Source organism: Pokkaliibacter plantistimulans (assembly GCF_003194385.1).
GTDB classification, from domain to species: Bacteria; Pseudomonadota; Gammaproteobacteria; order Pseudomonadales; family Balneatricaceae; genus Pokkaliibacter; species Pokkaliibacter plantistimulans.
In genome coordinates this window covers 18,394-45,167 of the sequence record NZ_LAPT01000113.1, presented here as the reverse complement: position 1 = coordinate 45,167, position 26,774 = coordinate 18,394, and the positions used below count along the sequence as shown (strand labels likewise).

26 protein-coding genes are annotated in these 26,774 nt (G+C 59.4%); 12 read left to right on the top strand and 14 right to left on the bottom strand.

Annotated elements, in window-relative coordinates; all coding sequences use genetic code 11:
• Positions 1 to 125: 125 nt before the first annotated feature.
• Positions 126 to 1,037 carry a LysR substrate-binding domain-containing protein gene (locus tag WH50_RS21315; protein WP_104153172.1) on the top strand — a complete coding sequence of 304 codons (912 nt, stop codon included), beginning with the start codon at positions 126 to 128 and terminating at the stop codon, positions 1,035 to 1,037.
• Between the two features lie 289 nt (positions 1,038 to 1,326).
• On the opposite strand, the gene WH50_RS27045 is transcribed toward WH50_RS21315, so the two are convergent.
• The 3 genes from WH50_RS27045 to WH50_RS21300 are packed head-to-tail and all read right to left on the bottom strand — an operon-like array spanning position 1,327 to position 4,317.
• Positions 1,327 to 1,950 carry an aldehyde dehydrogenase family protein gene (locus WH50_RS27045; RefSeq protein WP_110189254.1) on the bottom strand — a complete coding sequence of 208 codons (624 nt, stop codon included), beginning with the start codon at positions 1,948 to 1,950 and terminating at the stop codon, positions 1,327 to 1,329.
• Complete coding sequence (locus WH50_RS21305; RefSeq protein ID WP_110189253.1) at positions 1,929 to 3,092, bottom strand: fumarylacetoacetate hydrolase family protein; 1,164 nt, start codon at positions 3,090 to 3,092, stop codon at positions 1,929 to 1,931. The genes WH50_RS27045 and WH50_RS21305 overlap by 22 nt, the downstream gene beginning before the upstream one ends.
• Before the next feature lie 31 nt (positions 3,093 to 3,123).
• A complete protein-coding gene (locus WH50_RS21300) occupies positions 3,124 to 4,317 on the bottom strand; it encodes a pyridoxal phosphate-dependent aminotransferase (protein ID WP_110189252.1) in 1,194 nt (397 codons plus the stop codon).
• A gap of 175 nt (positions 4,318 to 4,492) precedes the next feature.
• Here WH50_RS21300 and WH50_RS21295 point away from each other — a divergent pair, with 175 nt between their 5' ends.
• A complete protein-coding gene (locus WH50_RS21295; protein ID WP_207780417.1) occupies positions 4,493 to 4,957 on the top strand; it encodes an Lrp/AsnC family transcriptional regulator in 465 nt (154 codons plus the stop codon).
• A 60-nt stretch (positions 4,958 to 5,017) separates the two neighbouring features.
• On the opposite strand, the gene WH50_RS21290 is transcribed toward WH50_RS21295, so the two are convergent.
• The 10 genes from WH50_RS21290 to WH50_RS21260 form a co-directional block, all read right to left on the bottom strand.
• The gene (locus WH50_RS21290; protein ID WP_110189250.1) at positions 5,018 to 5,146 is read right to left on the bottom strand and encodes a DUF3363 domain-containing protein; all 129 of its coding nucleotides are present in this window, start codon (positions 5,144 to 5,146) and stop codon (positions 5,018 to 5,020) included.
• The gene (locus tag WH50_RS27345) at positions 5,113 to 5,652 is read right to left on the bottom strand and encodes a tyrosine-type recombinase/integrase (RefSeq protein WP_459536951.1); all 540 of its coding nucleotides are present in this window, start codon (positions 5,650 to 5,652) and stop codon (positions 5,113 to 5,115) included. The genes WH50_RS21290 and WH50_RS27345 overlap by 34 nt, the downstream gene beginning before the upstream one ends.
• Positions 5,637 to 6,041 (bottom strand): hypothetical protein, encoded by a 405-nt coding sequence (locus WH50_RS27340; protein WP_459536952.1) that lies wholly within the window; start codon positions 6,039 to 6,041, stop codon positions 5,637 to 5,639. Before WH50_RS27340 ends, WH50_RS27345 begins: the two co-directional genes overlap by 16 nt.
• A gap of 3 nt (positions 6,042 to 6,044) precedes the next feature.
• On the bottom strand, positions 6,045 to 6,278 hold the full coding sequence (locus WH50_RS27335) for a tyrosine-type recombinase/integrase (RefSeq protein WP_459536953.1): 234 nt from the start codon (positions 6,276 to 6,278) through the stop codon (positions 6,045 to 6,047).
• A complete protein-coding gene (locus WH50_RS27330; protein WP_459536954.1) occupies positions 6,275 to 6,469 on the bottom strand; it encodes a hypothetical protein in 195 nt (64 codons plus the stop codon). The genes WH50_RS27335 and WH50_RS27330 overlap by 4 nt, the downstream gene beginning before the upstream one ends.
• A 248-nt stretch (positions 6,470 to 6,717) precedes the next feature.
• A complete protein-coding gene (locus tag WH50_RS21280; protein ID WP_110189269.1) occupies positions 6,718 to 7,530 on the bottom strand; it encodes a formate/nitrite transporter family protein in 813 nt (270 codons plus the stop codon).
• A gap of 471 nt (positions 7,531 to 8,001) precedes the next feature.
• A complete protein-coding gene (locus tag WH50_RS21275) occupies positions 8,002 to 8,205 on the bottom strand; it encodes a hypothetical protein (protein WP_110189249.1) in 204 nt (67 codons plus the stop codon).
• Positions 8,206 to 8,306: 101 nt separating this feature from the next.
• Positions 8,307 to 8,645: a hypothetical protein gene (locus WH50_RS21270; RefSeq protein ID WP_110189248.1), complete on the bottom strand. Its 339-nt coding sequence runs from the start codon at positions 8,643 to 8,645 to the stop codon at positions 8,307 to 8,309.
• A 156-nt stretch (positions 8,646 to 8,801) separates the two neighbouring features.
• Complete coding sequence (locus tag WH50_RS21265) at positions 8,802 to 8,990, bottom strand: PLD nuclease N-terminal domain-containing protein (RefSeq protein WP_110189247.1); 189 nt, start codon at positions 8,988 to 8,990, stop codon at positions 8,802 to 8,804.
• Between the two features lie 276 nt (positions 8,991 to 9,266).
• On the bottom strand, positions 9,267 to 10,799 hold the full coding sequence (locus tag WH50_RS21260) for a cryptochrome/photolyase family protein (RefSeq protein WP_110189246.1): 1,533 nt from the start codon (positions 10,797 to 10,799) through the stop codon (positions 9,267 to 9,269).
• Between the two features lie 376 nt (positions 10,800 to 11,175).
• On the opposite strand from WH50_RS21260, the gene WH50_RS21255 reads away from it, so the two are divergent.
• Positions 11,176 to 13,854, top strand: a complete 2,679-nt coding sequence (locus WH50_RS21255) for a PAS domain S-box protein (protein WP_110189245.1) — start codon at positions 11,176 to 11,178, stop codon at positions 13,852 to 13,854.
• Positions 13,855 to 13,899: 45 nt separating this feature from the next.
• Positions 13,900 to 14,664 (top strand): hypothetical protein, encoded by a 765-nt coding sequence (locus WH50_RS21250; protein WP_110189244.1) that lies wholly within the window; start codon positions 13,900 to 13,902, stop codon positions 14,662 to 14,664.
• A gap of 116 nt (positions 14,665 to 14,780) precedes the next feature.
• On the opposite strand, the gene WH50_RS21245 is transcribed toward WH50_RS21250, so the two are convergent.
• Positions 14,781 to 15,356 (bottom strand): lipocalin family protein, encoded by a 576-nt coding sequence (locus tag WH50_RS21245; protein ID WP_459536955.1) that lies wholly within the window; start codon positions 15,354 to 15,356, stop codon positions 14,781 to 14,783.
• A gap of 367 nt (positions 15,357 to 15,723) precedes the next feature.
• Here WH50_RS21245 and WH50_RS21240 point away from each other — a divergent pair, with 367 nt between their 5' ends.
• The 8 genes from WH50_RS21240 (at position 15,724) to WH50_RS21205 (ending at position 26,539) form a co-directional block, all read left to right on the top strand.
• A complete protein-coding gene (locus WH50_RS21240; RefSeq protein WP_243410209.1) occupies positions 15,724 to 16,233 on the top strand; it encodes a putative pterin-binding protein in 510 nt (169 codons plus the stop codon).
• 9 nt (positions 16,234 to 16,242) lie between these two features.
• Positions 16,243 to 18,171: a putative bifunctional diguanylate cyclase/phosphodiesterase gene (locus WH50_RS21235; RefSeq protein ID WP_110189243.1), complete on the top strand. Its 1,929-nt coding sequence runs from the start codon at positions 16,243 to 16,245 to the stop codon at positions 18,169 to 18,171.
• 209 nt (positions 18,172 to 18,380) lie between these two features.
• Entirely contained in the window at positions 18,381 to 20,123 is a 1,743-nt protein-coding gene (locus tag WH50_RS21230) for an autotransporter assembly complex protein TamA (protein WP_110189242.1), read from the top strand.
• Positions 20,120 to 23,962, top strand: a complete 3,843-nt coding sequence (locus WH50_RS21225) for a translocation/assembly module TamB domain-containing protein (protein ID WP_110189241.1) — start codon at positions 20,120 to 20,122, stop codon at positions 23,960 to 23,962. Before WH50_RS21230 ends, WH50_RS21225 begins: the two co-directional genes overlap by 4 nt.
• Before the next feature lie 47 nt (positions 23,963 to 24,009).
• A complete protein-coding gene (locus WH50_RS21220) occupies positions 24,010 to 24,570 on the top strand; it encodes an O-acetyl-ADP-ribose deacetylase (protein WP_110189240.1) in 561 nt (186 codons plus the stop codon).
• Positions 24,545 to 24,931: a hypothetical protein gene (locus WH50_RS21215; RefSeq protein ID WP_133251395.1), complete on the top strand. Its 387-nt coding sequence runs from the start codon at positions 24,545 to 24,547 to the stop codon at positions 24,929 to 24,931. Before WH50_RS21220 ends, WH50_RS21215 begins: the two co-directional genes overlap by 26 nt.
• Positions 24,932 to 24,951: 20 nt before the next feature.
• Positions 24,952 to 25,560 (top strand): DUF924 family protein, encoded by a 609-nt coding sequence (locus WH50_RS21210; RefSeq protein ID WP_110189238.1) that lies wholly within the window; start codon positions 24,952 to 24,954, stop codon positions 25,558 to 25,560.
• A gap of 367 nt (positions 25,561 to 25,927) precedes the next feature.
• Complete coding sequence (locus WH50_RS21205) at positions 25,928 to 26,539, top strand: hypothetical protein (protein WP_110189237.1); 612 nt, start codon at positions 25,928 to 25,930, stop codon at positions 26,537 to 26,539.
• Positions 26,540 to 26,774: the final 235 nt, after the last annotated feature.

Here is a 26,774-nt window from a genome sequence, read left to right as displayed (position 1 = left end):
CATGGGAGGGCAACTCCCCTGCCTTTACTGCCCCTGACGGCAAACAAAGATCCCATGCTATGCTGAGCTCCCCTTTTCGGGCGCTGGTTGCCAGCAAGACCGGTCGCCTCTGCAAGGAGCCGTCGATGTCTGGCCGTAACCAACACCTGCCCCCGCTGAAATGTCTGGCGACCTTCGAGGCCGCTGCCCGTCATCGCAGTTTTACTCAGGCCGCCACCGAACTGAACCTGACCCAGAGTGCGGTCAGCCGCCAGATCAAGCGTCTGGAACACGATCTTGGCCGCCCGCTGTTTGAGCGTGATGCTCAGGGCGTCTCCCTGACACCGGCTGGCGAGCAGTATTCACAACTGGTACAGCGGCTGCTGCGTGAGCTGGCGCAGGAAACCGCCCTGCTACGGCGGCGTGGCGAAGGCAATCAGCTGACCATCGCCAGCAGCCCGACCATTGCCTCGCTGTGGCTGGCCCCCCGTCTGGTACAGCTGCAAAATCAGCAGCCGCAGCTGGAGATCCGCATCCTTACGGTGGAAGACCCGTCACGTCTGGATGCCAGCGAGTACGATCTGGGCCTGTTCTATCACCTGCCGGGTGAAATCCCGCTGAACGGCGTGGAATCACGGCCGCTGTTCAGCGAAGAGGCCGTGATTGCCATCTGCAGCCCAGGCTATCTGCATCAGCACGGTCAGGTAACCGATGCCAATGCCCTGCTGCACGAGCATGTGCTGCTGGTACTGGAAGATCATCATTACGACTGGCTGACCTGGGAGGACTGGTTTCATGGTCTGGGCATGGACTGGCAACTGCCGGAACGCAGCCTGCGCGCCAACTCCTATCAGCTGCTGATGAATGCAGCACTGGCCGGTCAGGGGGTGATTCTGGGCTGGGAGCGCCTGCTCGACTGGGAGCTGTCTTCCGGCCGTCTGGTCAGGGTATTGCCGCAGCAGCTGAACAGCCGTGGCAGCCTGTGCCTGTTGCAGCCCAGCCATCGCCATCCCAGTCAGGCCACCCGCCTGTTTATCGACTGGCTGTATCAGCAATAACTGCAGGTATTCCTGTGGTGGCCACGCAGCCACCCGTCCATGAAAAATGTCCGATGTCACGTCCCTAGTGGAAACTGACATCAGCACAAAAGTCCTTGCAGGACAATAAGTTAGCCTGTATTCGTGGCATCGGAGCCTTTCGAGGCTTTGCAGGCTAGGAGCCACGCAGGAGCGTTGCGGTAGCAAAGCCAGGAGCATCCCAGCAAGCATCTGTACACGCTCCTCAAATCAAAACGCGCAGCTTGGGGCTGCGCGTTTTGGTTTGAACCAGTGATGCGCTGTTACAGCGTCAACTTGGCTTCGGGATGGCAGCCTTGGCCTTACTGCCCTTCCTGAAGCCCCGATCCCCCGCCATAAACATCTCCAGCATGAATGGGATCAGCGTGGCCACATCAACCGCTTCGCCGCAGGTCTGCGCGTGCAGCGAGGCGTAGCGGTCCAGTTCAGCCTTCACGCTGGTCGGGCACGAAAACGTGAGAGTGATGATGCCCACCACTCCCACGGGCTCGCGAGTGATCTCCACGCCCACGCCAGGACGCACGGAAGGAAGCACTTCGCCCGACAAACGCAGGCATTCGCCTGCGAAGAACTCGAAAATCTGTCCGGCGCGCACAGTCTCGCCAATACCATCCGCGAGAGTCTTTCCTTCCTCGCGCGCAAGTAAGCGGCCAAGTTCATTCTTCCTCGCAACAATCTCGTCGGCCGCCTTCTTCAAGATGGCGTGGCGCTCCAGCACGCCACTTCGGGACCAGGCCGGAAACGCGGCTTTCGCTGCAACGATGGCGGTCCGAGCTTCGTTCGCTGACGCCGAAGCGTACAAGCCGATCACATCGGCCGTGTTTGACGGGTTGATGTTCTCGACGGCATCGGAGCCGACCCATTCGCCGGCGATTAGGTTCTGATAAACCCGCATGCGTTCTCCTCATTGACTAGCAGGCCGCGCCCAGCCAGGTTGCGCATCAGATGTGATGCACCGAAGGTCCAGCGCGGGCACTCTGTGGACAAGCGAACGGTGTTGCGAAGACTGCCGAGCTTGTCGTTGGAGATGGTCACGACATCGCCCATCTTGTGTGTGAAGCCTTGCCCAGGCTCTCCACGATCCTCGGTCGGCGCGAACAGCGTTCCCATGAATAACATGAAGCCGTCCGGGTACTGGTGGTGGGCGCCAATGGTCTGGGCCACCAGATCCAGGGGATCGCGCGAGATTTCTTTCATCGAACTCTTGCCGCGCAGCACAAATCCATCCGGCCCCTCTACGTGCAGATCGACGTCAGCGGCTCGCACGTCATCAAGACCGTAGGTGTCATCGAACAGGCGGATAAATGGGCCGATCGCGCACGAGGCGTTGTTGTCCTTCGCCTTGCCCAGCAGGAGCGCAGAACGGCCTTCCACGTCACGCAGGTTGACATCATTGCCGAGGGCGGCCCCCTTGATGCGGCCTTGGCTGTCCACCGCCAGAACGACCTCTGGCTCCGGGTTGTTCCACGTCGAAATTGGGTGCAGACCCACATTGCTAAGGTGGCCAACTGCGGACATGGCTTGAGCTTTGGTGAAGACCTCGGCATCAGGTCCGATACCGACCTCCAGGTACTGCGACCACAGTCCTTCGCGAATCAGCGCCTCCTTGATGCGCGCCGCGTCCTCGGAACCGGCCTTCACGTTGCGCAGGCTGTCGCCAATGAGGCCAGAGATTCGCTCGCGAATGGTATTGGCGGCACCAGCGTCGCCGGCGGCGCGTTCCTCAATCACGCGCTCAACCATCGAGCGCGCAAAGGTGACCCCACAGGCCTTGATCGCCTGCAGGTCACAGGGGGCCAGGAGGACGACGTCCTTGATGCTTCCATCGAGCAAGTCGGCAAGGCGGCCGATCGGCCTGCCTTGCTGCGTCGCCAGCCAGGCAGCAGGGTCGGGTAGCTCCAGCAGATCGCGCATCGTTGGCGTGCGCGATGACGTGATGTCGACGACCAGATCCTGAGCGACCTTAACCAAGATGGGACCGTCTGCGGCCGACGACCAAGCGCGACCAACGAAGGTACCTTTTTCAAAGGAGTTCATGCTGATACCTTTTTTGAATTTGATGGGTGGGTCAGGCTTTGCTGCGTGCGAGGAATCCGCTCAATCTGTCAACGCCGTCCAGCAACTTGGCGTCCGAGCTGACGGCATGGCACCAACGCAGCCACCCATCGCCCTCCGGACCAAAAGCTGAACCAGGAGCGAGGCCCAAGCCCACTTCGCTCACCAGTCGTTTCGCCAAAGCCAGGGAATCGTCATGGCCGGCGATGCGGAAGAAGACGTACATGGCCCCTCCCGCGTCTGGTACTTCGACGCCCGGCAACGATGCAAGAGCACTCGACAGCAGCCCACGCGTATGCGAAAGCATCCCCCTCAGGCGAGCGACTTCCTGCTCACCTTGCTGCAGTGCAATCGCGGCTGCGCGCTGCACGGGCTCGAACATGCAGGAGAAGTTGTACTCAATGACTTTGGTCAGGTCCGCAGTGAGTTCCGGTGGCACCACCATCCAGCCTGCACGCCAGCCAGTCATGGACCAAGCTTTTGAAAAGCTGTTGACCGAGATGATCCGGTCGCCCGCTTCGTAGTGCTTGAGAAACGACGGAGCCGAACGCTGGTTCGGGTCGTAGACCAACCGCTCGTAAACATCATCACAAACGATCCAGATGCCATGCTTGCGGCAGTGCTGCAAGATCGCCACAACGCCTTCTTCATCAATGGTCCAACCCGTAGGGTTGTTCGGCGAATTGATGATTAGCGCCTTTGTTCCCGGAGTCAGTGCATCCAGCAGCCGATCAAGATCAAGTGTCCAGCGACCACCGCGAACGCTCAGAGAAACGCGTTCAACCTGGGCGCTGAGGATCTTGGGAATTTCGCAAACGTTGGGCCACAAAGGGGTAATGGCAACTACGCGATCCTGTGCGGACAACAGCAGTTCCGACGCAATCAACAAACCTGTCACACCGGAGCTGATCGCAGCAATACGGTCCACCGAGATATCTCGGTTATGCAGGCCCGAGAGATAGTTCGCGATGCTCTCTCGCAGATAGGGGCGTCCTAGGTTCTGGGAGTAGAAAGTCTCGCCCTGCCCCAACGAGCGCGCAGCCTCATCGCGAATGAAGCTGGCGGTAGTTTGATCTGATTCTCCGAACCAGAACGGTACAACGTCGGCTCGGCCCATGCCGCTGTTTGCAACCTCTCGAATGAGGGAGCCTGCAAGCCCCCGGATGGAGGGCCTGGCTTGAGGGGGGAACGCAGTGTCGTAGGTCATGGTTTGCCTTCAGGTGTTAGGATCTGCCGCCAGCGATCACTGCAGCTTGAATCCGAGTTCTTCATCACTTGGATTATCGGACCTTCCGGCGGAAAAAAATTACCAAAATCACCCATGAACAACTAGAATATTGGAAGAATCATCCAAAGTGAGTGGTGGCATGAGCTCCAAATCTATGAGCGATCTCGATCGCATAGACCGCCAGATCCTGGAGGCGCTGCAGGCGAACGGCCGACTTACGGTGGCCGAGCTGGCAGAAAAAGTGTCACTGTCGCAGTCGCCGTGTTGGCGCCGAGTTCAAATGCTGGAGCAAGCGGGTTTCATCCTGGGCTATCACGCGCAGCTGAATCGAAAGCAGCTCGGACTGAGCGTCCACGGATTCGTCAGTCTTAAGATGAAGGACCACTCGCTGGCGACGGCCGCTGCGTTCGAGCGCGCAGTCGTTGCCTTGGCAGGGGCCATTTCCTGCCAAAACCTCTCAGGCGGGTACGACTACCAAATCGAATTGGTGGCAGGCGATCACGACGCCTTCGCCAAGCTGGTCCGGGAGATCCGCGCCTTCCCTGGTGTTGCAGATGTCTACACCAGCTTCACGCTGCAGGAGATCAAAACAGGCGGGGCTTTGCCAGTGCACGGATGACTCACCTACGTTTACGCAGCGTTGTTGCCTAGGGTGTCAGACGCCTTGTCAAATAACGGCTTATCCAAGCGGCAGGCCCTTCTCTCGTCCAACTGACCAAGACACTCCACCGCCGCGCACTGTCGCGGAGAGCCGCTGCCCCAACCGCGACTCGATCACTGGCCGCCACGGCAATAAGCTGAACCCCATGCCGTCATCAGCGCATTGACGCTGCGCGCCGCCTGGCGGGCGGCATCGAGCAGTTTCACGATGCCGCTGTGGATGCCGGCATAGCCGGCAGGCAAGACGGCGGGGGATTGCCCCGTCGTCGTCAGCGTTTTCTTGGTCATGCTGTGGCCTCTGCAGGGCGAGATGCGCCAGTTCGCCACCAACTCGGCCGCTTCGCGCACCGGCTTGTCCTCGGTGTAGACGTAGCGCATGAACATCGCCACGGTCTTGTGCGCCGTCAGCGCCATGCCCACTTTCACCGGAATCCCCGAGTTGGCAATGTCGGTGGCCGAGCGGTGTCGGATGCCGTGCGTGCCCACATGGCTCACACCGGCACGTTTGAGGATGCGCGTCCAGCCGCCGTAATACTCGCCCGTGGTCAGGTGCTGCCCCGGATGGTTCGGGGACGGGAACACGTGCGGGCAACCGTCCTCGCGCGGCGCGGTGGACAGGAGCCGGTAGGCTTCGTCGCTCAAGGGCTTGGACATGCCGCCGGTCTTACTGTCGGGCAGACCACGCGCCGGTTCTCCAAATCCACCCAGTCCCATTGCAGTGTGATGATCTCGGAGCGGCGGCCCGCACACTCAAATTGCATCCGGATGGCCAGCGGCAGGATGGCGTGATCCAGGCCCAGCCCATCGGTTTCCAGAAAGTCGAGATACCGGAACAGCTTGCCCATTTCCTCGTCGCTGATGAGATGGGTGGCCTTGCCGTTGGGGTAAATTGGGACATAGCGGCACGGATTGGTGCCGTCTGGCCGGTAGCCCCACACTTCGGCCAGGTTGAACATCTTACGCATCACGCTGAACGTGCGGTTCGCGTCCGCTGGCTTGTGCGCCATCTTCTTCATCGCCCTGGCCACGTCCGGGCGCTTCACGTCCTACACCTTCATGCGGCCCAGCAGCGGAATGATGTTGTTATTGATGCACTTTTGGTAACCGACCTGTGTGCTGGGCTTGTTGCGCTGCTTGGAGTGATCCTCCATGAACTTCTCGCACAACTCCTTGACCGTGGGGGCGGCACGGGCGGCGGCCTTGCCCGCGCCAGGGTCGCCGCCCCGGCGAACCTCGGCCAGCCATTCCTGGGCCAGCGATCGGGCTTGTTCGACGGTCAATTCCGCGTACAGGCCCAGGGCAGGCTTGCGGCGCTATCCGGCATTGGTGCGGTATGAACCATGAAGACCTTGCGGCCCGCTGGTGTAACCTTGCACAGGAAGCCGGGCACCAGCGTTTCCCGGAGTTCGACGGCCTGCGCCTGGGGTTGCGCCGCATCGACTGCGGACTTGGTGAGCTTGATTTTCGCCATGATGACTCCTCGGAAAGACCCGATTCCCAGGAGCCTTCTAGGGGCCAGCAGAGGGGAAGCCAGGTCAGGTTTCGGAAGGCACCGGCATATATTGAACTCGCCTAAGTCATTGATAAACCTGCTGTATCGGGCTTCGGCGTAGTCCAGCGAAGTTCGGTGCTGGAGTCATGGTGAAGTGAAAAAAGGGAGTCGATTCACTCGACTCCCTTTTCATTTACCGCTGGCAGCGGTTAATGCTCAGTCACCTGTCAGGCCTGAGCAGCGCCACGCTCATTCAGGGAGACGCTGACCACAGCGGGCTGACGCACCAGCGCGACGTAGTAGGCGATGCCAACAAACAGGGCACCGCCCACGGCGTTACCGAGAAACACCGGCACAAAGTTACTGAAATACTGTGCCCAGCTCACCTCACCGACAAAGATCGCCAGCGGGATAACGAACATGTTGGCAACCACGTGCTGAAAGCCAATGGCAGCGAATGCCATGATCGGGAACCACATGCCGATGATCTTGCCCATCACATCCTTGCTCGACATACCCAGCCAGATCGCCAGACAGACCAGCCAGTTACAGCCAATGCCGGAAATGAAGGTATGCAGGAAATCCTCATTCACCTTGGCCTTGGCAATGGCCACGCTCTTGGCCAGAAAGGCTCCTTCGGCCAGACCGAGGAAGTGACCGAAGAAAAAGGCGATAAATACTGCACCGATAAAGTTGGCCGCCGTGACCACCAGCCAGTTGCGCAGCAAGGCGGGCAGGCCAATCTTGCCGGAAAACAGGGCGGTGGCCATGAACATCATATTGCCTGTCAGCAGCTCACCACCGGCCAGTACCGTCAGGATCAGCCCCACCGGAAACACCGCCGCCCCCAGAAACAGGGACAGTGATGCCCAGTCGTGCGGCAGCTGTGCCGTCACCCGGATATCCAGCAGAAAGCCGAAAGCAATGAAGGCGCCTGCCATAAAACCAAGAATCAACAGAGGAAGCAGCGCGAGAGAACTTTTACGCACGCCGGTCTGAACAACAGCATCGGCGATTTCTTTAGGGGTAGCGAGGGACATGGTTGGATCCATAGCGACAAGAATGATTGCCAGCCAGCGTGTCTGGATAACAATCCGATCTGCACGGCGGAGCACCGCACACAGAAGCTGCGCCACTCTATCCCTTGACCTGCATCAGCTCAATCGCAAACAGCCCGGTTTTAGCGGTCTGGGCAGGATCACAGCGCTGCCTCCTGCCAACAGTGAAAAATCTGCATAATTGCCGAATTTGTTTTAGCTGAAACTATTCAGTAAAGGTCATTCGATGACGTTCATCCGTGTGAAAAGAGCCCTGAAGGAGGCGGAATGAAGAGGTGTAAAAAAGCCCCCGCAGCCGGTCTAATCGGCGAGCTGCGGAGGCAAGATGTCGCCCCCTGACGGGTTGGACATCTACTTGGAGAAGCCGCTACGCAAGGCGTATTGGCCGGGTGATAACGCCATGGGGATAGCGCTATCGGTGGATCCATTGAGTCAGGCAAGAGCGCCCGGAGTTCAGCAACGGGTATCGCTGGCACCCAGCTCCTGTTTGGCTTGTTCACAGCTGTCTTCCACCGCATTCCCTGCGCTGGTGACCGCATTATCGATCTTTTCACCCAGCTGCTCGGCCGGGCCATCATCGGAGTCACAGGCAGCCAGACCCAACGTCATAAGGCTGCTCAGGGCAATGACGGTAAAAGTGCGTCGTAAACCTGGCATGGTGAATATCCTTTTCTGATGTTCCTGTGGATCACTGCAGAGCCGCAGCGGCTGTTCTGCCGCCGTGGTCTGCCGTTCGGTGACGTGAATCGTGTTGGTTGTTACTGACTGGCAGAGCCAGAGGTGCCACTGTCAGGCACCGTCGTGGATGATGAGGTATCAGGGTTGCTGCCAGTACCACCGGTGGTAGCGCCAGCGGAGCCGCTCATACTGCCGGTATCAGTGCCGGAACCTGCGCTATTGCCGGAGTCGGTCGCGCCGGGGGTGACCATGGAAGAAGAGGAGCCTGTATCTGCTGCAGGCTGACTTTCCTGTTGCTGGGTAGTGTTACTCTGGCTGCCAGCACTGCTGGCTTCGTCATCCTTGTTGCAACCGGCCAGACCCAGCGCCAACACACTGCCCAGAACCACAACAGACGCTACACGATTGATTGCTTTCATGGATATTTCCTTTTACTTAACAACATTCACAAAGGCCGGGACCGGGGTCTTCGCCTTTGACTGGAATCAGGTTTTCAGCCACCCCTGATCAATGTTGTGCCCTCGCCCTGAGGGTCTCCCTGTTAACAGGCCGATGAATACCTGCGGCTATTACGGTCATAACGACTCACGCTTGCCTACCAGGAAATACACCAGCATTCCCAGCACCGGCAGGGCCAGTACGGCAAGAATCCAGATGAACTTACCTACGCCGCCGTAGGAGCTCTTGAGGATGCTGGCAATGGCAAGAATATCCAGTGCGAGAATAACCAGACCGAAAAAACCACCATAAACACCTACATCCATCACCTTTCTCCTTTCTGTCTGTGCCGTCAGCACAGGGCTTGATCCCTGCCGCCTGCCAGTCAATAACAGGCGGAGTTCGGCGGTGAGTCTGTCCGGCACCGACTGCCATCAGCCCGCACGGTTCACCGCCGCGTCAGCGATCACTTTTCGCCAACAGTGCTTGCTATATAGGGGTGCAAATGTTTCAGCCACAGGGGCGGAGTGTTTCAGAGCTTAAGCAAGTCCTGCTGAGGCGTTTCCAGAGCGTTTCTGCGCCGTCCGGTAACAGGGGAGAAGTCAGAGCTGGTCGATATGCTCCAGCAGCCACTCGGCCCGCTGCAGAATGGCCTGCTGCTGCCCGGCCTCCATGCGCTGCCAGTTGCGGTAGATCATGGCCATACGTGGATGCTCAGCAAAACGCGCCTGATGACGCTTCAGGAAATGCCAGTAGAGGCTGTTGAACGGGCAGCTGTCAGGCTCGGTCACGCGGCTCACCTGATAGTCACATCCGGCACAGTAATCACCCTGCCGCTGAATATATTTGCCACTGGCCGCGTAAGGTTTGGACGCCAGCAAGCCGCCGTCACCGTGCAGCGCCATGCCCAGCGTGTTGGGTAACTCTACCCACTCGAAGGCATCGACAAACACCGCCAGATACCACTCGCACACGGCTTTGGGCTGCACGCCCAGCAGCAGCGCCCAGTTACCGGTCACCATTAGCCGCTGAATATGGTGTGCATAGCCGTATTGCCGCACCGCACTCACTACCTCGCGGATACAGGCCATGCCTGTCGGTGCGCCCCAGTAGGCGGCTGGCAGCGGCCGCTGTGCCGCCAGCGCATTGCTCTCGGCATACTCCGGCATGGTCTGCCAGTACACGCCGCGCACGTATTCACGCCAGCCGATGATCTGCCGGATAAAGCCTTCCACCGCATTCAGGGGCGCCTGACCGGCATGGTAGGCCGCCTCGGCCTGCTGACAAACCTCCAGCGGATCCAGCAGGCCGATGTTGATACTGGACGACAGCAGCGAATGAAACAGAAAGGGCGACTGGCTGCTGAGGGCATCCTGATAGTCGCCAAAGCCCGGCAGCCCCTGTTCGATAAAGATACCAAGCAGGTGCAGCGCCTGAACGCGATTGACCGGCCAGTGGAACGCCTGCAGGTCACCAAAATGGGTGCTGAACCGCCCGGCGATCATCGCCGCCAGCGTCTGTCCTTCCTCATCCAGCGTTGTAGTCGGTAACAGGGGAAGTGGTCGCTTACCGTCGTAGGCACGGCGATTGTCAGCATCGAAGTTCCACTTGCCCCCCACCGGCTTGCCTTCCGCTGTCATCAGCAGACCGGTACGGCGGCGCATCAGCCGGTAGAAATATTCCATGCGCCATTCCTTGCGCTCTTCGGCCCACTGACGAAATACCCTGAGCGGACAGATAAAGCGGGTGTCAGGCCGGATCTCCACCGGCAGCGGCCACTCGGCCTGCCACCGGCGCATCTGCCGGTGCAGCCGATACTCACCGCAGTGGGTCATGATCACTCTGGCGTAGTGGCCACGCGCCAGCTCGCGTTGCAGCACCTGACCGAGGTCACCCAGCGCATCCGCATCGTCCAGCCGCTGATAGCTGACCTGCCAGCCCTGCTGCTCTAAATGCCGGGCAAACTGCCGCATGGCGGCAAAAATCAGCAGGATTTTCTGCGGATGGTGGGGTACGTGGCTGGCTTCACTCAGCACCTCGGCCAGCACTACCCGGTCTTCTGCCGGGTTAGCGGCCTGCAGGGCACTGATACGATCACTGAGCTGATCACCGAGCAGCAAAATCAGATTGGCCATGACTCACAGGGGCAGTGGGCTAAAAGGAGGGAATAGCAATCTATACACGGCGGCGTGTGGCATGGATCACCCTGACCGGAGCAACTTATTCCAAAGTGATCAGTATTTGAGCAATCACTCCAACAAAACGCTCTAATGCTCCCCTTTCCGGCCTACTAGACTGCCAATATTGACAAAGCGACTTCTCAAGACGCAGTACCTTCAACAAGCCGGTGAATTTCGTTATCGGGGCAGCAGAGACGCGTACAAGACAGGCGAAAACGGGGAGGTGATATACAGACATGCCCCTTTCGCCTGTTGCTGATGGCATCTCAGCAGCGCAGATTGTTTGTCGACGGCCGGTTTACTCGCTGTACGGACACAGAGAGGGCTTCCCATGCGACTGACTCTGACCCAGAAGGTCACCCTGCTCAGCGCCCTGTGCGTCGTGGTGACCAGTCTGCTGGTGGGTGCCGGTTTCCTGCATCAGGCCAGTACCCTGGTACAGGAGCGCGCCACCACCGCCCTGCATACCAGCCTGCTGCAACGAGCCGACGAGATGAGCCGCAGCCTGCTGCAATACCAGAGCGATATTCGCTTCCTTGCCTTGCTTCCCGCGCTGGATGGCTATCTGCTGTCGATGCAGGCCGGTGGCAAGTCGCCACGTACCGGCCTTGACACCAGCGTGCTGCACAACGCCCTGAGCGCCATCCTGCGCGCCCGGCTACAGGCCATACCGGAATACTTCCAGCTGCGGGTGATCGACAATGCCGACCACCCCGGCATGGAGCTGCTACGGGTCGAACGCAACGGCAAGAATATCCGCGAAGTGCCCGCCGCCTTTTTGCAGGACAAGTCCGATCGCTATTACTTCAAGGCCACGCAGCAGCTCAAGCAGGGAGAAATCTACGCCTCCCCCATCGATCTCAATCAGGAGCACGGCGAGATCGAAACCGAACAGCTGCGCACCCTGCGACTGGCCATGCCGGTAGGCTGGAGCAACGGCAAGGCGCTAGGGTTGCTGGTGATCAATATCAACGTGGCCGCCCTGCTCGATCGCAGCGTGGTGGTGCATGATCCGTTCTTTATTACCAACGCCACTGGCGACTACCTCTACCATCCCAACCCGGCCTATCGTTTTGCCTTTGAAAAGGGCGAAAGCCATCGCCTGCAAGATGACATGCCAGCCTATGCCGGCTGGTTTCAGAGCCCGCAATACAGCCAGCTGAATCAGGAAGTGCACTATCAGGGCAACGATTACTATGCCTCACTGGTCAAGGTCTACCTGCCCGGCAGTGACCGCAACAGCTTCCTGACTCTGACCCAGCTGGTGCCCTTCGTGTCCATGACCGATGCGCTGCAACAGCTGCTGCTCAACGCCGGGCTGTGGTTTTTCGCCGTGTTGTTGCTGGGCACCACCGCCTGCATCCTGCTGATGCGCCGCTCACTGTTACCGCTGGTGGCTATGTCCAGCTGGGTGCAGCGTTATGCGGAAGGCGAGTACCACCTGCCCCATCAGCCCATGCCTCATGATGAAATCGGCACGCTTTACACTGGCCTGCGTCGCCTCGGACAAGCCCTGCGCAGGCGGGAAAGAGCCCTGCAGGCCAATGAGGCGAAACTGCAGACCGTGCTGGATACGGTGATCAGCGGCATTCTCACCGTCAACGAACAGGGCACCATCGAATCGGCTAACGCCGCCGCCGAACAGCTGTTTGGTTACAGGAACAACGCCATGGTGGGTCTGCACATCAAGATTCTGATGCCGGAATCCAGTGCCGAGCGCCACGATGAACTGTTCCAGCGCTACCTGACCGATGGCCACTCCGACATCATCGGCCTGCTGCGCCACGTCACCGCCCGTCACCGCGATGGCCATGAGTTTCCGATCTGCCTGTCGATCAACGATACCTGGTACAACAATCAGCGCCTGTTCGTGGTGGGTATTCAGGATCTCAGTGCCCTGCAGGAAGCCGAGAAGATGAATGCCCGCCTTGGCCGCCTGATTCAGGCCTCCTCCAACGAAATCCTGATTCTCGACAGCGACTTCAATCTGCTGGAACTAAACCACAGCGCCATGGCCAATCTCGGCTACAGCTCAAGCCATGTGATCAATGACCTGTACGCCATCGTCGCCCCTCATGCCCTTGAGCAGACTCTGCAGAGCCTGCGCAGCCTGTTGCAGCGTCGTGGCCTCGATACCCAGTTCGAGAGCTATTTCAAACGCGCCGATGGCACCAACTATCCGGTGGAGATTCGCGCCTTCCTGCTGCACGACAAGGAGCAGATGCGCTGGGCGCTACTGGCGCTGGATATTTCCGAGCGCCAGCAACAGCACCGCACCCTCAACCATTACGTGCAGCAGCTGGAAGTCAGCAACCGCGAGCTGGTGGAGTTCACCAGTCTGGCCACCACCAACCTGCAACAACCGGTACAGCAGGCCATGCGCCTGCTACAACAATTGCTGGAGACCAATCCGGCCTTGCAGCAGCGCCTGCCCCAACCGGCACAGCAACTGCGCAATCTGCTGCAGGGGATGGACTTCACCCTGCGTGAACTGTTGCTGCTCAATCGCATGCACATTCGCCCCACCAACCCGGTACGTCTGGACCTCAACCAGCTGGTCGATGAAGTCCTGCATGAGCTGCAGGAACGCCTGCAACTGGCCCGGCTACGGGTACATCTGCAACCGCTGCCCACCCTGCTGGCCGACCGGGAGCAGATGATGCAGCTACTGCGCGAACTGCTGCATGCAGCACTGCTGGCCTGTCGCCCTGAGCTGCCCAATGAAGTCTATCTGCATGCCCTCGGCAGTGATGTCTGTGCCACCAACGAGACCGGCTTTGCCCTGCGCGGGGCATTCGCGCCGGTAATGGAAAGCATCGGCATGGTGCTGTGTCGCCGTATCGTCGCCCGCCATCAAGGGCATCTGCGGCTGCAGCTGAATGGCAGTGACAGTGAAATTCGTATCTGCCTGCCCAATCATCACAGCCTGGGACCGGCGCCCAGCGAGCCACCGACCAGTCATACCCAGCCCAACCACAACCCTATCGCCCCCGCTGACCCGGACAGGTAGGATAAGGCCTTCCTCTGTCAGCACCGGCTAACTGCAAGGGCTACCATGCATCTATTACGCTCTCTGTTTTACCTGTTATTGGGTACTGCACCGTTCGTGGCGCAGGCGGCTGATGAATACAAGCTCAGCATCAACCCTGCCGCCTTCGTCGAGTTCAACCGTCAGGACCCGCTGGATAACATCCGGCAATGGCAGCAGCATGTTCGCAACTGGCTGCGCCACGATGACGGCGGCCTGCGGCTGGACGGTGAGCTCAAACCCCTGCCGGGCCGTCAGGTACGTTTCTGGGATGATGAAGACGGCAGCCTGCACCAGCAGGGCTGGCTGCTGCGCGAACGCAGTTCTCTCGATGGGGGCAAGAGCGACTGGCGTCTGAAAACCCGCCAGCATGACGACAAGGCCATGAAGGATTTCGACAGCGAGCGCGAGTACAGCCGCGCTGGCTGGGATGTCAGCCAGAGCCGTGATTTCAGGCAGCGCCCTACCGACAGGCAACTGCAGCAGCTGGCGATAACCCCCAGCGCACACTGGCAGTCATGGCCCGACAAGGGGCTGATCGAAGAGAACTGGCAGCTCGGCAAAGTGCTGCAGTCAGACAAGGAGGTAAAAATCACGCTGGAAGCCAGCCTGTGGCGCTGCCCTGACGGGCGGCCACTGGCGGCGGAGCTGAGCTATCGCGCCGGTAAACATGAAGATGAGGCAGCCATGATGCTGTTCAATCTGCTCAAGCGGGAAATCCCTGTACCGGCCACCTTACCCTCTACCAAAACCGCCCGCCTGTTCAGTCTGGGGATGGGCGCCTGCAACTGAGCCGCTCCCGGCACGTGGTAACGCATAGAAGATAAGCAGGCGTCTGGAACACACTCTCAGAATGCATGCTCAGAACCTGCTCACGATCTTACAAGCCCGCAGATCATCCGACGTTCTCACGGCTGAGGACACGCCTGCTGCTCAACCCTGATCAGATCATCCGTCACAAAGCCTGCGGCGGCAGCCCGCTGCAATAGCTGCTGATAGGTATCCGCAGGCAGGCTGGGCTGCCGGGCGAGTATCCACAGATAGTCGTGATCAGGGCCGGCAACCAGGCTGTAGCCCTGCTGCAGATCGACAGCCATTACATTGTAGGCACCGTAAAACGGCCCGAAGAACGACACCTTCAGCCGCCCCTCCTCGCCTTCACCATTGCGATAGGCCTTGCCTTCGACCTCGCGCCACTTGGCTGCTTCCGGGTCATAACCACGATTGATCACCCGCACCCCGCCGTCATCACGCAGGCTGTAGTCGGCAGTCACGCAACTCAGCCCGCGTTCGAAGGAATGATCAAGACGGGCAATTTCATACCAGCGGCCGAGATAGGGTTGCAGCGGTAGCTGCTCCACCACCGTTACCCCCCTGGGTACGGCCGTGCAACCTGCCAGGCCCGTGATGGCCACCAGCAACAGGCTGATCCTGTAACGCAGTGAACGCCAAAGCACATGGCATCGATGATGTGCAGCAACCACGACAAGACTCTCCTCAATGATCGATAGCAGCACGGCGCATAAGGCGCCGGTGTCGGAACAAGGGTATTCAGCACGGCCACTCAGCTCGGGCTTGTCAGGGTCAGCAAATTCCGCTTGCCACTGCTTTTACCGGCCGGTCGGCCGGTTGGATCACTTGCCGGAATAGGATTAGCTAAGCACCTGCCAGTCACACTCATGCAGTGGCGACCTTGCAAGGCAAGGTATAACCGGGGTGAGTCGGGGGGAATGAGGTGGTATGCTTAAGCACGCTGTTACCAACTGAAACCCGAATCACCGTATCAGTAACAGAATGGCCGTGATGGCCTATCTGCCGTTGAGGTAAAACACGAAGATGGATCTTACTTGCATGAATCGCTTTAGCTGCCGTCTGGCGCTGACCGTCAGCCTGATGCTCACTGCTATGACTGCCTGGGCCGATGCGCTGCCAGCGCCAACTGGCGACATCATCCTCAGCGTCGATGGCAAGATCAGCCGGAGCAACCACGACAACAGCGCCGACTTCGATCTGGCCATGCTCGATGCCCTACCCCAGTCCCATTACCAGACCACCCACCCCTGGAGTGAAACACCTCACGACTACAGCGGTGTGCTGTTGCGTGATCTGCTCAGCAGTCTGGGCGCCACGGGCGACACCGTGACCGCCAAGGCGCTGAATGACTATCAGGCAGATATTCCCGTCGCCGATGCCCAAAACTACGACATCCTGCTAGCAACCCATGTGGATGGTGAAGTGATGGATGTGCGTCACAAGGGACCGGTCTGGGTTATGTATCCACTGGATCAGCATCCCGAGCTGAAAAAAGCGGCCACCTACAGCGTGATGGTCTGGCATCTGCGCCAGCTGTCGGTCAACTGACGTCTGGCCATGAAGCGAATCCGGCTCCTGTTTCTCTATCTGCTGGCTGCCGTCTTTCTGACGGCGTCTGTGTTCTCCATGGTCAATCACTTCCGCACCGCCCGACTGGTCTCCAACCATATCCAGTACTCCGCCTGGTCACTGGCACAGCTGGAACTGGAGCTGCAGAAGTTTTACACCAACATTGCCCTGTATGGCGCCAACGCCATCGATCACAACCAGCTGATGTTCTCTTATGACCTGCTGTGGAACCGCCTCAACGTGTTTCTGGTGGGCAAGGAGAACCGCACCCTGCGTGCACGCTTCAATGCCGAAATCAAGATTCGCAATCTCTACAACACCCTGCAGGACAATGAACAGCGTATTACCGACCTTAAGGCCGGTGACAAGGCGCAGCAGCAACTGCTGACCCAACAGTTCTACCCCTACGTACAGCAGGTGCGGGAGCTGGTGATGCTCAACTTCACCGGCAAGGAATCCACCAAGATGTACGAGGGGGTGCTGGAGTCACAGAAGCATTTGGCCTGGCTGCTGGCGGGGCTGTTTGCCGTGGGGCTGACGCTGATCATCACCCTGCTGCGACAGGCCAGACGCTTCAACCGTCTGGCCCATCAGGACCCGCTGACCGGGCTGGCCAATCGCGGCCTGTTCAATGACAGTCTGGAAGCCAGCTGCACAAACTCACGTCAGCCCGACAGCCACTTTGCCCTGTGCCTGATCAAGCTCAATCATTTCAAGGAAATCAATCACTACCTTGGTTACCGCCAGGGCGATGAACTGCTGCAAAAAGTCGCCCAGCGCCTGCGTGAGCATGTGCGCCGGCAGGATCTGGTGGCGCGGCTGGATGGCGACAACTTCGCAGTGATTCTCAACAACCTGCAGAACGACAGCGAGGCGCTGGATCTGGCCCGCTACTTCCGGCAGTCACTGGTGTTTGATTTTTTTATCAAGGGCCGGGCGACCCAGATCGATACCAGCGTGGGCGTCAGCATCTTCCCGCTGCACGGTCTGCAACCGGCCGAACTGCTGCAGGCGGCGTCACTGGCGCTGTATCAGGCCAAGAGTGCTGGCTCCACCACCCGTGTTGAACTGTTCCGTGCCGAAATGGCCGAGCATCAGACCCGCCAGACCACGCTGCTGCTGGACCTCAAACGCCAGCTGCAGTTCTGTGATGCCACCTCCGAGCTGCAGCTGCATTACCTGCCGCTGTACCGCGCCGCCGACCGTCAGCTCACGGGCATCGAAGCCCTGCTGCGCTGGCACCACCCCCACTATGACGCCATTAACCCCATCGAGATCTTCGAGCTGGCGGAGAACCATGGTCTGGGTATGGCGCTGGGCAACTGGCTGTTTGAACGACTGGAGTACGACTACCACCACAGTGAAGTGCGCTGGCCAGATGACATCAAGGTGGCGCTGAACCTGTCCATTTCCATGTTCAACCCGGCATTGCCGAGCTGGATCAATCAGGTTCTGCAACGTCATGTACTGCGGCCACGACAGCTGGTACTGGAGCTCAACGAGGCGACCCTGACTCAGGATCTGCAGCGCAGCACCGGTATCCTCAAAGCGTTGCAGGATCAGGGTATTCGTGTCGCACTGGATAACTTTGGCAGCGGCGTTTCCTCGCTGACAACACTGAAAGCACTGGCAATCGACATCCTCAAGCTGGATCGCAGTCTGGTACAGCAACTGAGCCAGCATCAACGCCAGCAGCAGTTCGTCGACAGCATCATTGCCCTGTGTCACCGCCTGCAGATTCAGGTGGTGGCCGAGGGTGTGGAAAGTGAAGAGGATGCCCGCTGCCTGCAGGCCATGCGCTGTGATGAGATACAGGGCTTCCTGCACAGTCTGCCACTGCCAACCAGTGAGCTTGCACCCTACCTGCAGCAGACCAGCCTGCCCGCCATCCGCACCGAAAATAACCCCAGCAGCTAGCCGTCGGGGCATGCCACCAAACATGCCCTTACACTTTCAGCCTTTACACTGCTTTACTGAAGCTCGCACAATGGTGTGCTATTGGATACCAAGTGTGATTGCTCTGAACCCTGCCCACCTGCAAGGTTGCGGCGTAAGAACGTGAGCACGTTCTAAGCCCGGAGTGATTGTGCTGTCCTGACAATATTGCAGTGAGCAAGGATTTGGGTTTGAAGGATCTCATCAGGCGTCTCAGCTTCGTCACGGCGCTGACCTTGAGTTACAGCGCCTGGGCTGCCGACGCGCCCTCCCTCAAGGTCAAGATTGAAGGGGTGAAGGGCGAGCTGGCCGACAACGTCGAAGCCTACCTCGGTATCGAAAAGCTGACCAAGGGCACGCTGCCTGGCCCTGCACGTATTCGCTACCTGCATCGTCAGGCTGAGCTGCAGATTGCTCAGGCGCTGGCGCCTTTCGGTTATTATCGCCCCCACATTGAAAGCGACCTGGAACAGCAGGGTGACAACTGGATCGCCCACTATGTGATCGATCCGGATACCGCCATTCCCTACGGCAAGATCAATGTGCAGATCAGTGGCCCGGGGGAGAAGGACCGGGTGCTGCAGGACATTATCAGGGACAGCGGCCTGAAGAGCGGCAAGCCCCTGCGCCATGCCGATTACGAAGCACTGAAATCCAGGCTGCAGTCACAGGCAGCGGACCGGGGCTACTACGATGCCCACTTCACCACCCAGACACTGGCCATCGACATGGCCGACTATCAGGCCAATATCGATCTGATACTGGACACCGGCCCGCGTTACCGCATCGGCGCAGTGCGCTTTACTGATGCACCGGTACGCAAGTCGCTGCTGGAGCGCTACGTCACCTTCGAGCGTGGCGACTACGTCTCCACCCGCCGCTTGCTGGATCTGCAGAGCAGTCTGGTCGACAGCGAATACTTCAGCCGGGTGGAAGTCCAGCCGCAATGGGATGAAGCCCAGGGCGACGAGGTGCCGGTGGATGTGGTGCTGGAACCCAACAAGCGCACACGCTACCGCTTCGGGGTCGGCTATGGCACCGACACCGGTGCACGCATGCGGTTTGACCAGACCCGCCGCTGGATCAATGACCGTGGCCACCGCTTCAACACCTCGATCCTGCTGTCTCAGGTCAACAATGATCTGGTGCTGAATTACATCATCCCCGGCAAGCACCCGCAGACCGATCAGTACACCTTCCGCACCCAGTACAGCACGGAAAACTCCGACACCACCGACTCCACCACGCTGGCGGTGGGCTCCAGCTGGCAGAAGAAACTGGATAACGGCTGGCAGCGCATCATGTCCCTCGATCTGGAGCAGGAGGACTACACCGTTGATGACGAGGAATACAGTTCGCTGTTCCTGATTCCCAGCAGTACCTGGAGTGTGACCCGCTCCCGCAATCCCCTGCGTGCTACGGAAGGTTATCGCCTGTCCTTTGCACTGCGGGGCGCGGCGGAAAGCGTCCTGTCCGACACTAACTTCGTACAGGCCGAAGCCAGCGGTAAGTACGTCACCACCCTGACACCACGCACCCGCCTGCTGACCCGCGCTGACCTCGGTGCTACCTGGGCGGGCGACTTCGATCAGATCCCCACCTCCCATCGTTTTTATGCCGGTGGCGATAACAGCATCCGTGGCTACGGCTACAAGGAGCTGGGGCCAACCAACTCTTCAGGCTCGGTCATCGGCGGTAAATACCTGGTAGTGGGTAGCGTGGAAGCCGACTATCAGTTCAAGGAAGACTGGCGTGTTGCGGCCTTTGTCGACACCGGCAATGCCTTCAATGACTACCGCGAGTCGATGGTCACCGGTGCCGGTTTCGGGCTGCGCTGGCAGTCTCCGGTAGGACCGGTCCGCATTGATCTTGCCAAGCCGCTCAATGATGAACGGTCGTTCCGAATTCACTTTACCCTGGGTCCTGATCTGTGAGTGCTGACGCTGCCAAGCCGCCGAAATCTTCACCCTCTGTTACGCTCCTGTCGCTGCCCTGGCGACTGCTGCGCATTGTGCTGGCCGTACTCTGCCTGTTGCTTGTCCTGCTCCTCGCCACCCTCGGCTGGCTGGCCGGCAGCACCTCAGGTACCCGCACTCTGCTGAATGAGGCCCGTGGCTTCATCCCCGGGCACTTCAGCTATGGTCAGGTTCAGGGCACCCTGCTCGGCCATCTGCAGCTCAGCGATATCCGCTATCAGGATGTCACCGGCAAGCTGCAGGTCAGTCTGCAACAGCTGACCCTCAACTGGCAGCCGGCGGCCCTGCTCAGCCTGTCAGCGCCGACCCTGCATGTGAAAGACCTGCTGGCCAGCGGTCTGCAGGTTCAGCTGCCACCGTCATCCCCCAGCGAACCCGGCACCGAGCCGCTGACGCTGCCTGACATCGCCTTACCGCTGGGCGTGCAGCTGGACCATATTGAACTCAGTGATGCCAGCCTGACCACCGCCGCCACGGGCAGCGGCGAACCGCCCGCTACCCAGCACATCAAACAGCTGCTCCTCAGTGCCCACAACGAAGGCACCGTACTGAAACTGCAGACCCTGTCTCTCGACAGCCCCATCGCCAGCGCCAGCATCACAGGTCAGGTTGAGCCTGTGGGTAAGTACCCCCTCACACTGGAGATGAAGTGGCATCTGGCACTACCGCAGCAGCCGGTGCTGGATGGCAGCGGCAGACTCAGTGGTGATCTGCAGCAGCTGCAGCTGACCCAGCTGATCAGCGGCCCCGGGCAGCTCAAACTTGATGCCGAGGCCAGCGACCCGCTGGGCAAACTGGCGTTCAAGGTCAAACTGGCCTTGCAGGATATACAGCTGGGCGCGGTGTCAGCGGACTTGCAGGACCGCCTGCTGAATGGCGAGCTGACCGGCAGTGGCACCCTGCAGGAGATTCAGGCCAAGGCCAGTCTGCATACCGAACTGCCAGAGCTGGGCAAGACCGATCTGCAACTGGCGGCCACGACCGACTTGCAGCAGGTCAGCATCCAGCAGTTACAGCTGCTGCTGCCGGACAGCAACAGTCAGGTTCAGCTGCAAGGCAGTATTGCCGCCCTGCAGCAGACTCCCACCTTTGATCTCAAGGGCCACTGGCAGCGCCTGCGCTACCCCCTGCAGGGCGAAGCCCAGTATCAGAGCCCGCAGGGTGAAGTCAGCCTCAGTGGCCCGCTGGATAACTATCAGCTGGCCCTGCATACCGAAGTCGCCGGTACCGATATTCCCGCTGCGACCATCAGCTTGCAGGGCCAGGGCAGTACCGAGGCACTGCGGGATCTGAACCTGCAGATCAACACGCTGGGCGGCACGCTCAGCAGCCAGGGCCAGCTGGCCTGGGCGCCTCAGCCTGGCTGGAAGCTCGCACTCAAGGGTGACAAGCTCAACCCCGGCAAGCAGTGGCCCGATCTGGCCGGTGCGGTCGGCTTTGCCATCAGCAGCGAAGGGCAACTGCAGGCTGATGGCCCCCATCTGACCGCCGTCATCGAACAGCTGTCAGGCAGTCTGCATCAGCAGCCGCTGAAAGGTCAGGGTAAGGTGACCATGGCCGGTCAGGACATCAACATCGACGGACTGGATCTGAGCTGGGGCAATGCCCATCTGCAGACCGCCGGACGGGTCAATGACAAGCTCGATCTTAACTGGAAGCTGCAAGCCAGTAACCTCAACAAGCTGCTGCCACAGGCACGCGGCAGTATTGATGCCAGCGGCACCCTCGCCGGTCAGCGCCTGACGCCTGCCGTGAAAGCCCGGATCAATGCCAGTCAGCTGGGTTACACCGATTCACGGCTGGACAGTCTGCAAGCCGATATTGCCCTCGACCTCAGCTGGCAGCAGGCGGCAGCCATCGATATCGAAGCCAGTAAAATCTATGCCGGTGGTCAGCGTCTGGACAGCGTGGTACTGAAGGGACAGGGCGTGGAACAGAAACACAGCCTGAATCTCACCGCCAAAGGCCCCTTGTTGCAACTGCAGACCCAGCTAAGCGGTGGCTGGAATAAAGACAACTGGAGCGGCCAGATCAGCCAGTTTGATCTGCGTAACGACGATGCCGGTCACTGGCAGCTGCACCAGCCTGCCGCGCTCAAGGCCAGCGCCACTGCCGCCAGCCTTGGCAGCTTTTGCCTGAACCGTGAACGCAGTCAGGCCAGCCTGTGCAGCAGTGGCCAGTGGTCAGGCAGCAAAGGCAGTCAGGGCAAGGTTGACCTGCGCCAGCTACCGCTCGACATGCTGACCGCCTTCCTGCCCGGCACCAGCGACATCGCCGGTTATCTGAATGCCGATGCAGACTTCAGTCAGGCTCCGGGCAAAGCGCCACGGTTCACTGCCAATGCGGCTTTGCAGGACAGCAAGATTACTCTGGATGACCCCGGCCTCAGCGTCAGTCTCAATCAGGTCAGCCTGACTGCCAAAGCTGAAAACGACAACCTCAATGCCCAGCTGCGGTTGCAGCTGGCCGAGGTCAAGGGCGACCTGCAGGCCAACGTCGCCATCAAGGGCATGAGCAGCAAGCAGCTATTGAGTGGCAATCTGTCTACCCAGATGCAGGATCTGAAAATCGTCAGCGTCTTCGCCCCTGACCTGCAGGATGTCTCTGGCCGTTTGCAGGGCAACCTGAATCTGGGCGGCACCCTGCAGCAACCGGCCATTCGCGGCAAGCTTGGGCTGTATGATGCTGGTGCCGCAGTACCCGTCGCCGGGCTGCAGCTGAAGAACATGCAACTGGAACTGGCCGATGCGCCGGACAATCCCGAGATGATGACCATCACTGGCAAGGTCGATTCCGGCAAGGGCAATATCGCTATCGGCGGCAGTCTGGCGCCCCTGGCGGGCAAGGTCGACATGACCCTCAAGGGGCAGGACTTCCAGGCCATGGGGACCGAAGATATTCAGGCGTGGATCTCACCGGATATGACCATCAGAGTCGATCCGGAAAGAGTACAGGTACGTGGTGAGCTGACGATTCCCAAAGCCCTTATCCAGCCTCCTCAGCTCAGCTCGGCGGTCACCTCCTCAGGCGACACCGTGATCGTCACAGGCAAGCAGGATAACTCGCCGCTACCCGGTAAACAGGGGCTGGATGTCAACCTGCGCCTGACGCTGGGTAAGGACGTCAACGTCAACGCCTATGGCTTCAAGGGCCGTCTGGAAGGCAGCATTCTGGTTAACCAGACCAACAACCGCGCCGCCAGCGCCACTGGCAACATCAATGTGGCTGCCGGTCAGTACACCATCTACGGTCAGGATCTGAACATCAACCGCGGCAGTCTGGTGTACACCGGTGGCCCGGTCGACAACCCCGGGCTGGATATGCGTGTTACCCGTGAGTTTGACGAGGATGACGTTACCGTGGGCGCTCAGGTCAGCGGCACCATACGCAGTCCGAAGATGTCACTGTTCTCCACGCCATCAATGCCGGACAGCTCCCTGCTGTCCTATCTGGTTCTGGGCAAAAGCCCGGATGCATCCTCGTCCTCTGAGCAGGAAATGATGATGCATGCGGCACTGGCACTGGGCGCCAAAGGCGGCAACGCGCTGCTGGGCAATGTCGGCAAGGCACTGAATCTGGATACCATCGGTATTGATACAGGCAGTACGCTGGAAGAAGCCTCGCTTTCGATAGGCAAATACCTGACCCCGGACCTCTATATCAAGTACGGCATGGGGCTGATCGAGCCCAGCAGCCAGTTCCTGATTCGTTACAAGCTGACCAGCAACATCAGCTTTGAGTCCCAGACCGGTACCACCTCCAGCGGTGCCGATGTGTTCTATACTCTGGAACGCTGACGGCAACGCCCCCCGCCGCCCGCGTAGCGATGACAGCGAGGTATGTGATGGAAGCAGTGGGCTTTCTTGATGGCCGGGTACAGGTCGAAGTCGGTGACATTACCGCCGCCCGTGTCGATGCCATCGTCAATGCCGCCAACAGCAGCCTGCTGGGCGGTGGCGGCGTCGATGGCGCCATCCATCTGGCCGGAGGGCCGGTCATCCTCAGCGCCTGTCAGCGGCTGCGACAAACCCGCTTCCCTGACGGCCTGCCTACCGGTGAGGCGGTCATCACTCCCGGTGGCAAGCTGGCCGCGCCCTGGGTTATTCATACCGTTGGGCCGATTTACCATGTTGCCGGGAAGAAGGCTGCCCTGCTGCTGGGCAACTGTTATCGCAATGTGCTGGATCTGGCACTCAGCCGGTCATTGCATACCCTGGCCTTTCCCGCCATCTCCACCGGTGTCTACGGTTTCCCCCGTGAACAGGCCGCTCAGGTGGTCTCCCATGTCCTGACGGAGCGATTACTCCAGCCGCCCCTCGACAGCCAGATCCGTCAGGTTCGCCTGATCTTCTTCCGCCAGGAAGATGCAGAGGTGTTTCTTGAAAATCAGACATTCCCTGCCTAGTTTGCTGCTCCTGACCCTACTGGGCGGCTGCAGCAGCCTGCCCTGGCATGACCACGACAGCACGCTGGTGATGCGCAAGGTCGAAGAGGATGGCACCTTCCGTCTGCAGCAGATTGATGTGCAGCCACCGTTGCTGATTGCCGAGCGCAAGGTACCGAAAGGCGACTATCTCAGCCTGCAGCAGCAAGGGAACAGCTGGCTGGCGCAGGCCGGAAACTGGCAGCGCCGTCTGCCTGCCGGTCAATACGCCTGGTATCGGTTGCCAGCAGAACCTTCAACCACCCACCCCGATGCGCAAGGCCCTAGTCGACAGGATATGACCGATCTGGGAGTAAATATCCTGCGTGCCCTGCTGAACTGATCATCCTGAGGACCTCTACCATGGCCGCCTGGTCTGCACTGCTCACCTGCTGGTTCGGCGACAGCCCGGATCTGGCCACCACCCTCACCCAGAAACACAGCCTGTGGTTCAGCAAGTCGGCACAGCAGGATGAATGGTTACGCCAGCAGTTCGGTAAGCTGCATCAGCAGGCCTGCTGTGGTGCGCTGGCCCAGTGGGAGGAACAGGCGGAAAGCCGGCTGGCACTGATCATTCTGCTAGATCAGCTGTCGCGCAATCTTTACCGCGACCAGCCGCACGCCTTCGCTCAGGATGCCACCGCCCTGTCACTGGCCAAAACGGCCATAGCGCAGGGGATGGATCAGCAGGTACCGCTGCTGTACCGAGTGTTCTACTACCTGCCACTGGAGCACAGTGAACAGCTGGCAGATCAGCACCAGGCCGTGGCGCTGTTCACCGAGCTGCAACAGCAATGTGCCGGGCAGCATCCGCAACAGTTAGCGGCCTTTGTCAGTTTTACCGACTTTGCCGAGCGTCACCGGCAGGTGATCGCACGCTTTGGTCGCTTCCCTCATCGCAATGCCATTCTGGGGCGCAGCAGCAGCGCCGATGAGCAACAGTGGCTGGCACAGCCCGGCTCAGGCTTCTGAGTAACCGGGCATGATCCGCAACGCAGCAGCCCACCGGGAAGCTGTGCCGACCCAATTCGCCAGCATATATTATTGATATTCCTCTAAATAAATCGTTATTCTGCCGACATATTCATTTCATACATCGCCGTAATTCACTTTCACATCATCACTATTTTAATATGCACAGTGTGCAACTAACCTGACATTACCTTTACCTCAGTTTTACACCTTTCTTACCCAATACTCGTCATTTGCGGCCGATATAGTCAGACATTAATCCCGGGGTCTGATAATTGCTGTAACAGGAATGTGTCGGGGTTAAATCAGCCTTTTATTTCAGGCATTTACCAAGGCAATTCGAAAACAGCAAATGGAGTGAATAAAGATGAGTATTTCTGGCATATCCAGCTCCTCGTACAGCTACAGCACATCGGGCAGCTCTTCCACACAGAAATCAGGTGGTTTTCAGGACCAGCTGAGCGCCCTGACCGACGCCATCGACTCAGGCGACGTTGATGCCATCCAGAGCGCCTACGATGCCATGACGGCCAATCAGCCGGACGGTGCAGGGGATGGCGACGATCCTATCAGCACCCTGCTGTCGCAGGTCGAAGCCGGTCTGGCCAGCGGTGATGTCAGTTCCATTCAGAGCGCCGCCAGCGATTTTGCCAGTGCCACGCCTCCCAGCGGCAGCGATATGCCACCTCCCCCACCCGGCGGCATGATGGACAAGGACTCCAGTGACAGCCTGACCAGCCTGTTGGATGCGCTGGATTCCGGTGATACCGACAGCGCCCAGTCAGCCTACGACAGCCTGGTGTCTGCCCTCAGTGCCAACGACAGCGACAGCGATGACGACGATGATAATCCGCTGAAGCAGGCGCTGAGCCAGGTAGGCAGCGCCCTGTCGTCCGGTGATATCGAGTCGGCCCAGAGCTATCTGCAAAGCGCGCTGCAGGGCATGCCCAATGGCAGCATGGTAAACACCTCGGCATAAGCTGATGCTGCCTGCATCCTCTCACATGCATGCTTGCGCCTGTGCGGCGGTCAGCGATCTGCCAGCAGGTGCCACTCTTGCCCTTTTTCATCTCACCGGGCGGCAATTTCATGCCGCCTGGCTGAGATGAATTGCCGTCGTATTAATAGCCCATTCAGCAGGATGTCCACAAAACCTTGTCAATAGGTAAACATCTTTGCTATCGATTTCCATGAAATTCGATATTTACCTTATA

What these genes read in the sequence shown, in the direction of transcription:
- WH50_RS21315 (WP_104153172.1), top strand. Translation starts at nt 126, where the DNA reads ATGTCTGGCCGTAACCAACACCTGCCCCCGCTGAAATGTCTGGCGACC.
- WH50_RS27045 (WP_110189254.1), bottom strand. Translation starts at nt 1,950, where the DNA reads ATGCGGGTTTATCAGAACCTAATCGCCGGCGAATGGGTCGGCTCCGAT.
- WH50_RS21305 (WP_110189253.1), bottom strand. Translation starts at nt 3,092, where the DNA reads ATGAACTCCTTTGAAAAAGGTACCTTCGTTGGTCGCGCTTGGTCGTCG.
- WH50_RS21300 (WP_110189252.1), bottom strand. Translation starts at nt 4,317, where the DNA reads ATGACCTACGACACTGCGTTCCCCCCTCAAGCCAGGCCCTCCATCCGG.
- WH50_RS21295 (WP_207780417.1), top strand. Translation starts at nt 4,493, where the DNA reads ATGAGCGATCTCGATCGCATAGACCGCCAGATCCTGGAGGCGCTGCAG.
- WH50_RS21290 (WP_110189250.1), bottom strand. Translation starts at nt 5,146, where the DNA reads ATGGGGTTCAGCTTATTGCCGTGGCGGCCAGTGATCGAGTCGCGGTTG.
- WH50_RS27345 (WP_459536951.1), bottom strand. Translation starts at nt 5,652, where the DNA reads ATGTCCAAGCCCTTGAGCGACGAAGCCTACCGGCTCCTGTCCACCGCG.
- WH50_RS27330 (WP_459536954.1), bottom strand. Translation starts at nt 6,469, where the DNA reads ATGGCGAAAATCAAGCTCACCAAGTCCGCAGTCGATGCGGCGCAACCC.
- WH50_RS21280 (WP_110189269.1), bottom strand. Translation starts at nt 7,530, where the DNA reads ATGTCCCTCGCTACCCCTAAAGAAATCGCCGATGCTGTTGTTCAGACC.
- WH50_RS21275 (WP_110189249.1), bottom strand. Translation starts at nt 8,205, where the DNA reads ATGCCAGGTTTACGACGCACTTTTACCGTCATTGCCCTGAGCAGCCTT.
- WH50_RS21270 (WP_110189248.1), bottom strand. Translation starts at nt 8,645, where the DNA reads ATGAAAGCAATCAATCGTGTAGCGTCTGTTGTGGTTCTGGGCAGTGTG.
- WH50_RS21265 (WP_110189247.1), bottom strand. Translation starts at nt 8,990, where the DNA reads ATGGATGTAGGTGTTTATGGTGGTTTTTTCGGTCTGGTTATTCTCGCA.
- WH50_RS21260 (WP_110189246.1), bottom strand. Translation starts at nt 10,799, where the DNA reads ATGGCCAATCTGATTTTGCTGCTCGGTGATCAGCTCAGTGATCGTATC.
- WH50_RS21255 (WP_110189245.1), top strand. Translation starts at nt 11,176, where the DNA reads ATGCGACTGACTCTGACCCAGAAGGTCACCCTGCTCAGCGCCCTGTGC.
- WH50_RS21250 (WP_110189244.1), top strand. Translation starts at nt 13,900, where the DNA reads ATGCATCTATTACGCTCTCTGTTTTACCTGTTATTGGGTACTGCACCG.
- WH50_RS21240 (WP_243410209.1), top strand. Translation starts at nt 15,724, where the DNA reads ATGAATCGCTTTAGCTGCCGTCTGGCGCTGACCGTCAGCCTGATGCTC.
- WH50_RS21235 (WP_110189243.1), top strand. Translation starts at nt 16,243, where the DNA reads ATGAAGCGAATCCGGCTCCTGTTTCTCTATCTGCTGGCTGCCGTCTTT.
- WH50_RS21220 (WP_110189240.1), top strand. Translation starts at nt 24,010, where the DNA reads ATGGAAGCAGTGGGCTTTCTTGATGGCCGGGTACAGGTCGAAGTCGGT.
- WH50_RS21210 (WP_110189238.1), top strand. Translation starts at nt 24,952, where the DNA reads ATGGCCGCCTGGTCTGCACTGCTCACCTGCTGGTTCGGCGACAGCCCG.
- WH50_RS21205 (WP_110189237.1), top strand. Translation starts at nt 25,928, where the DNA reads ATGAGTATTTCTGGCATATCCAGCTCCTCGTACAGCTACAGCACATCG.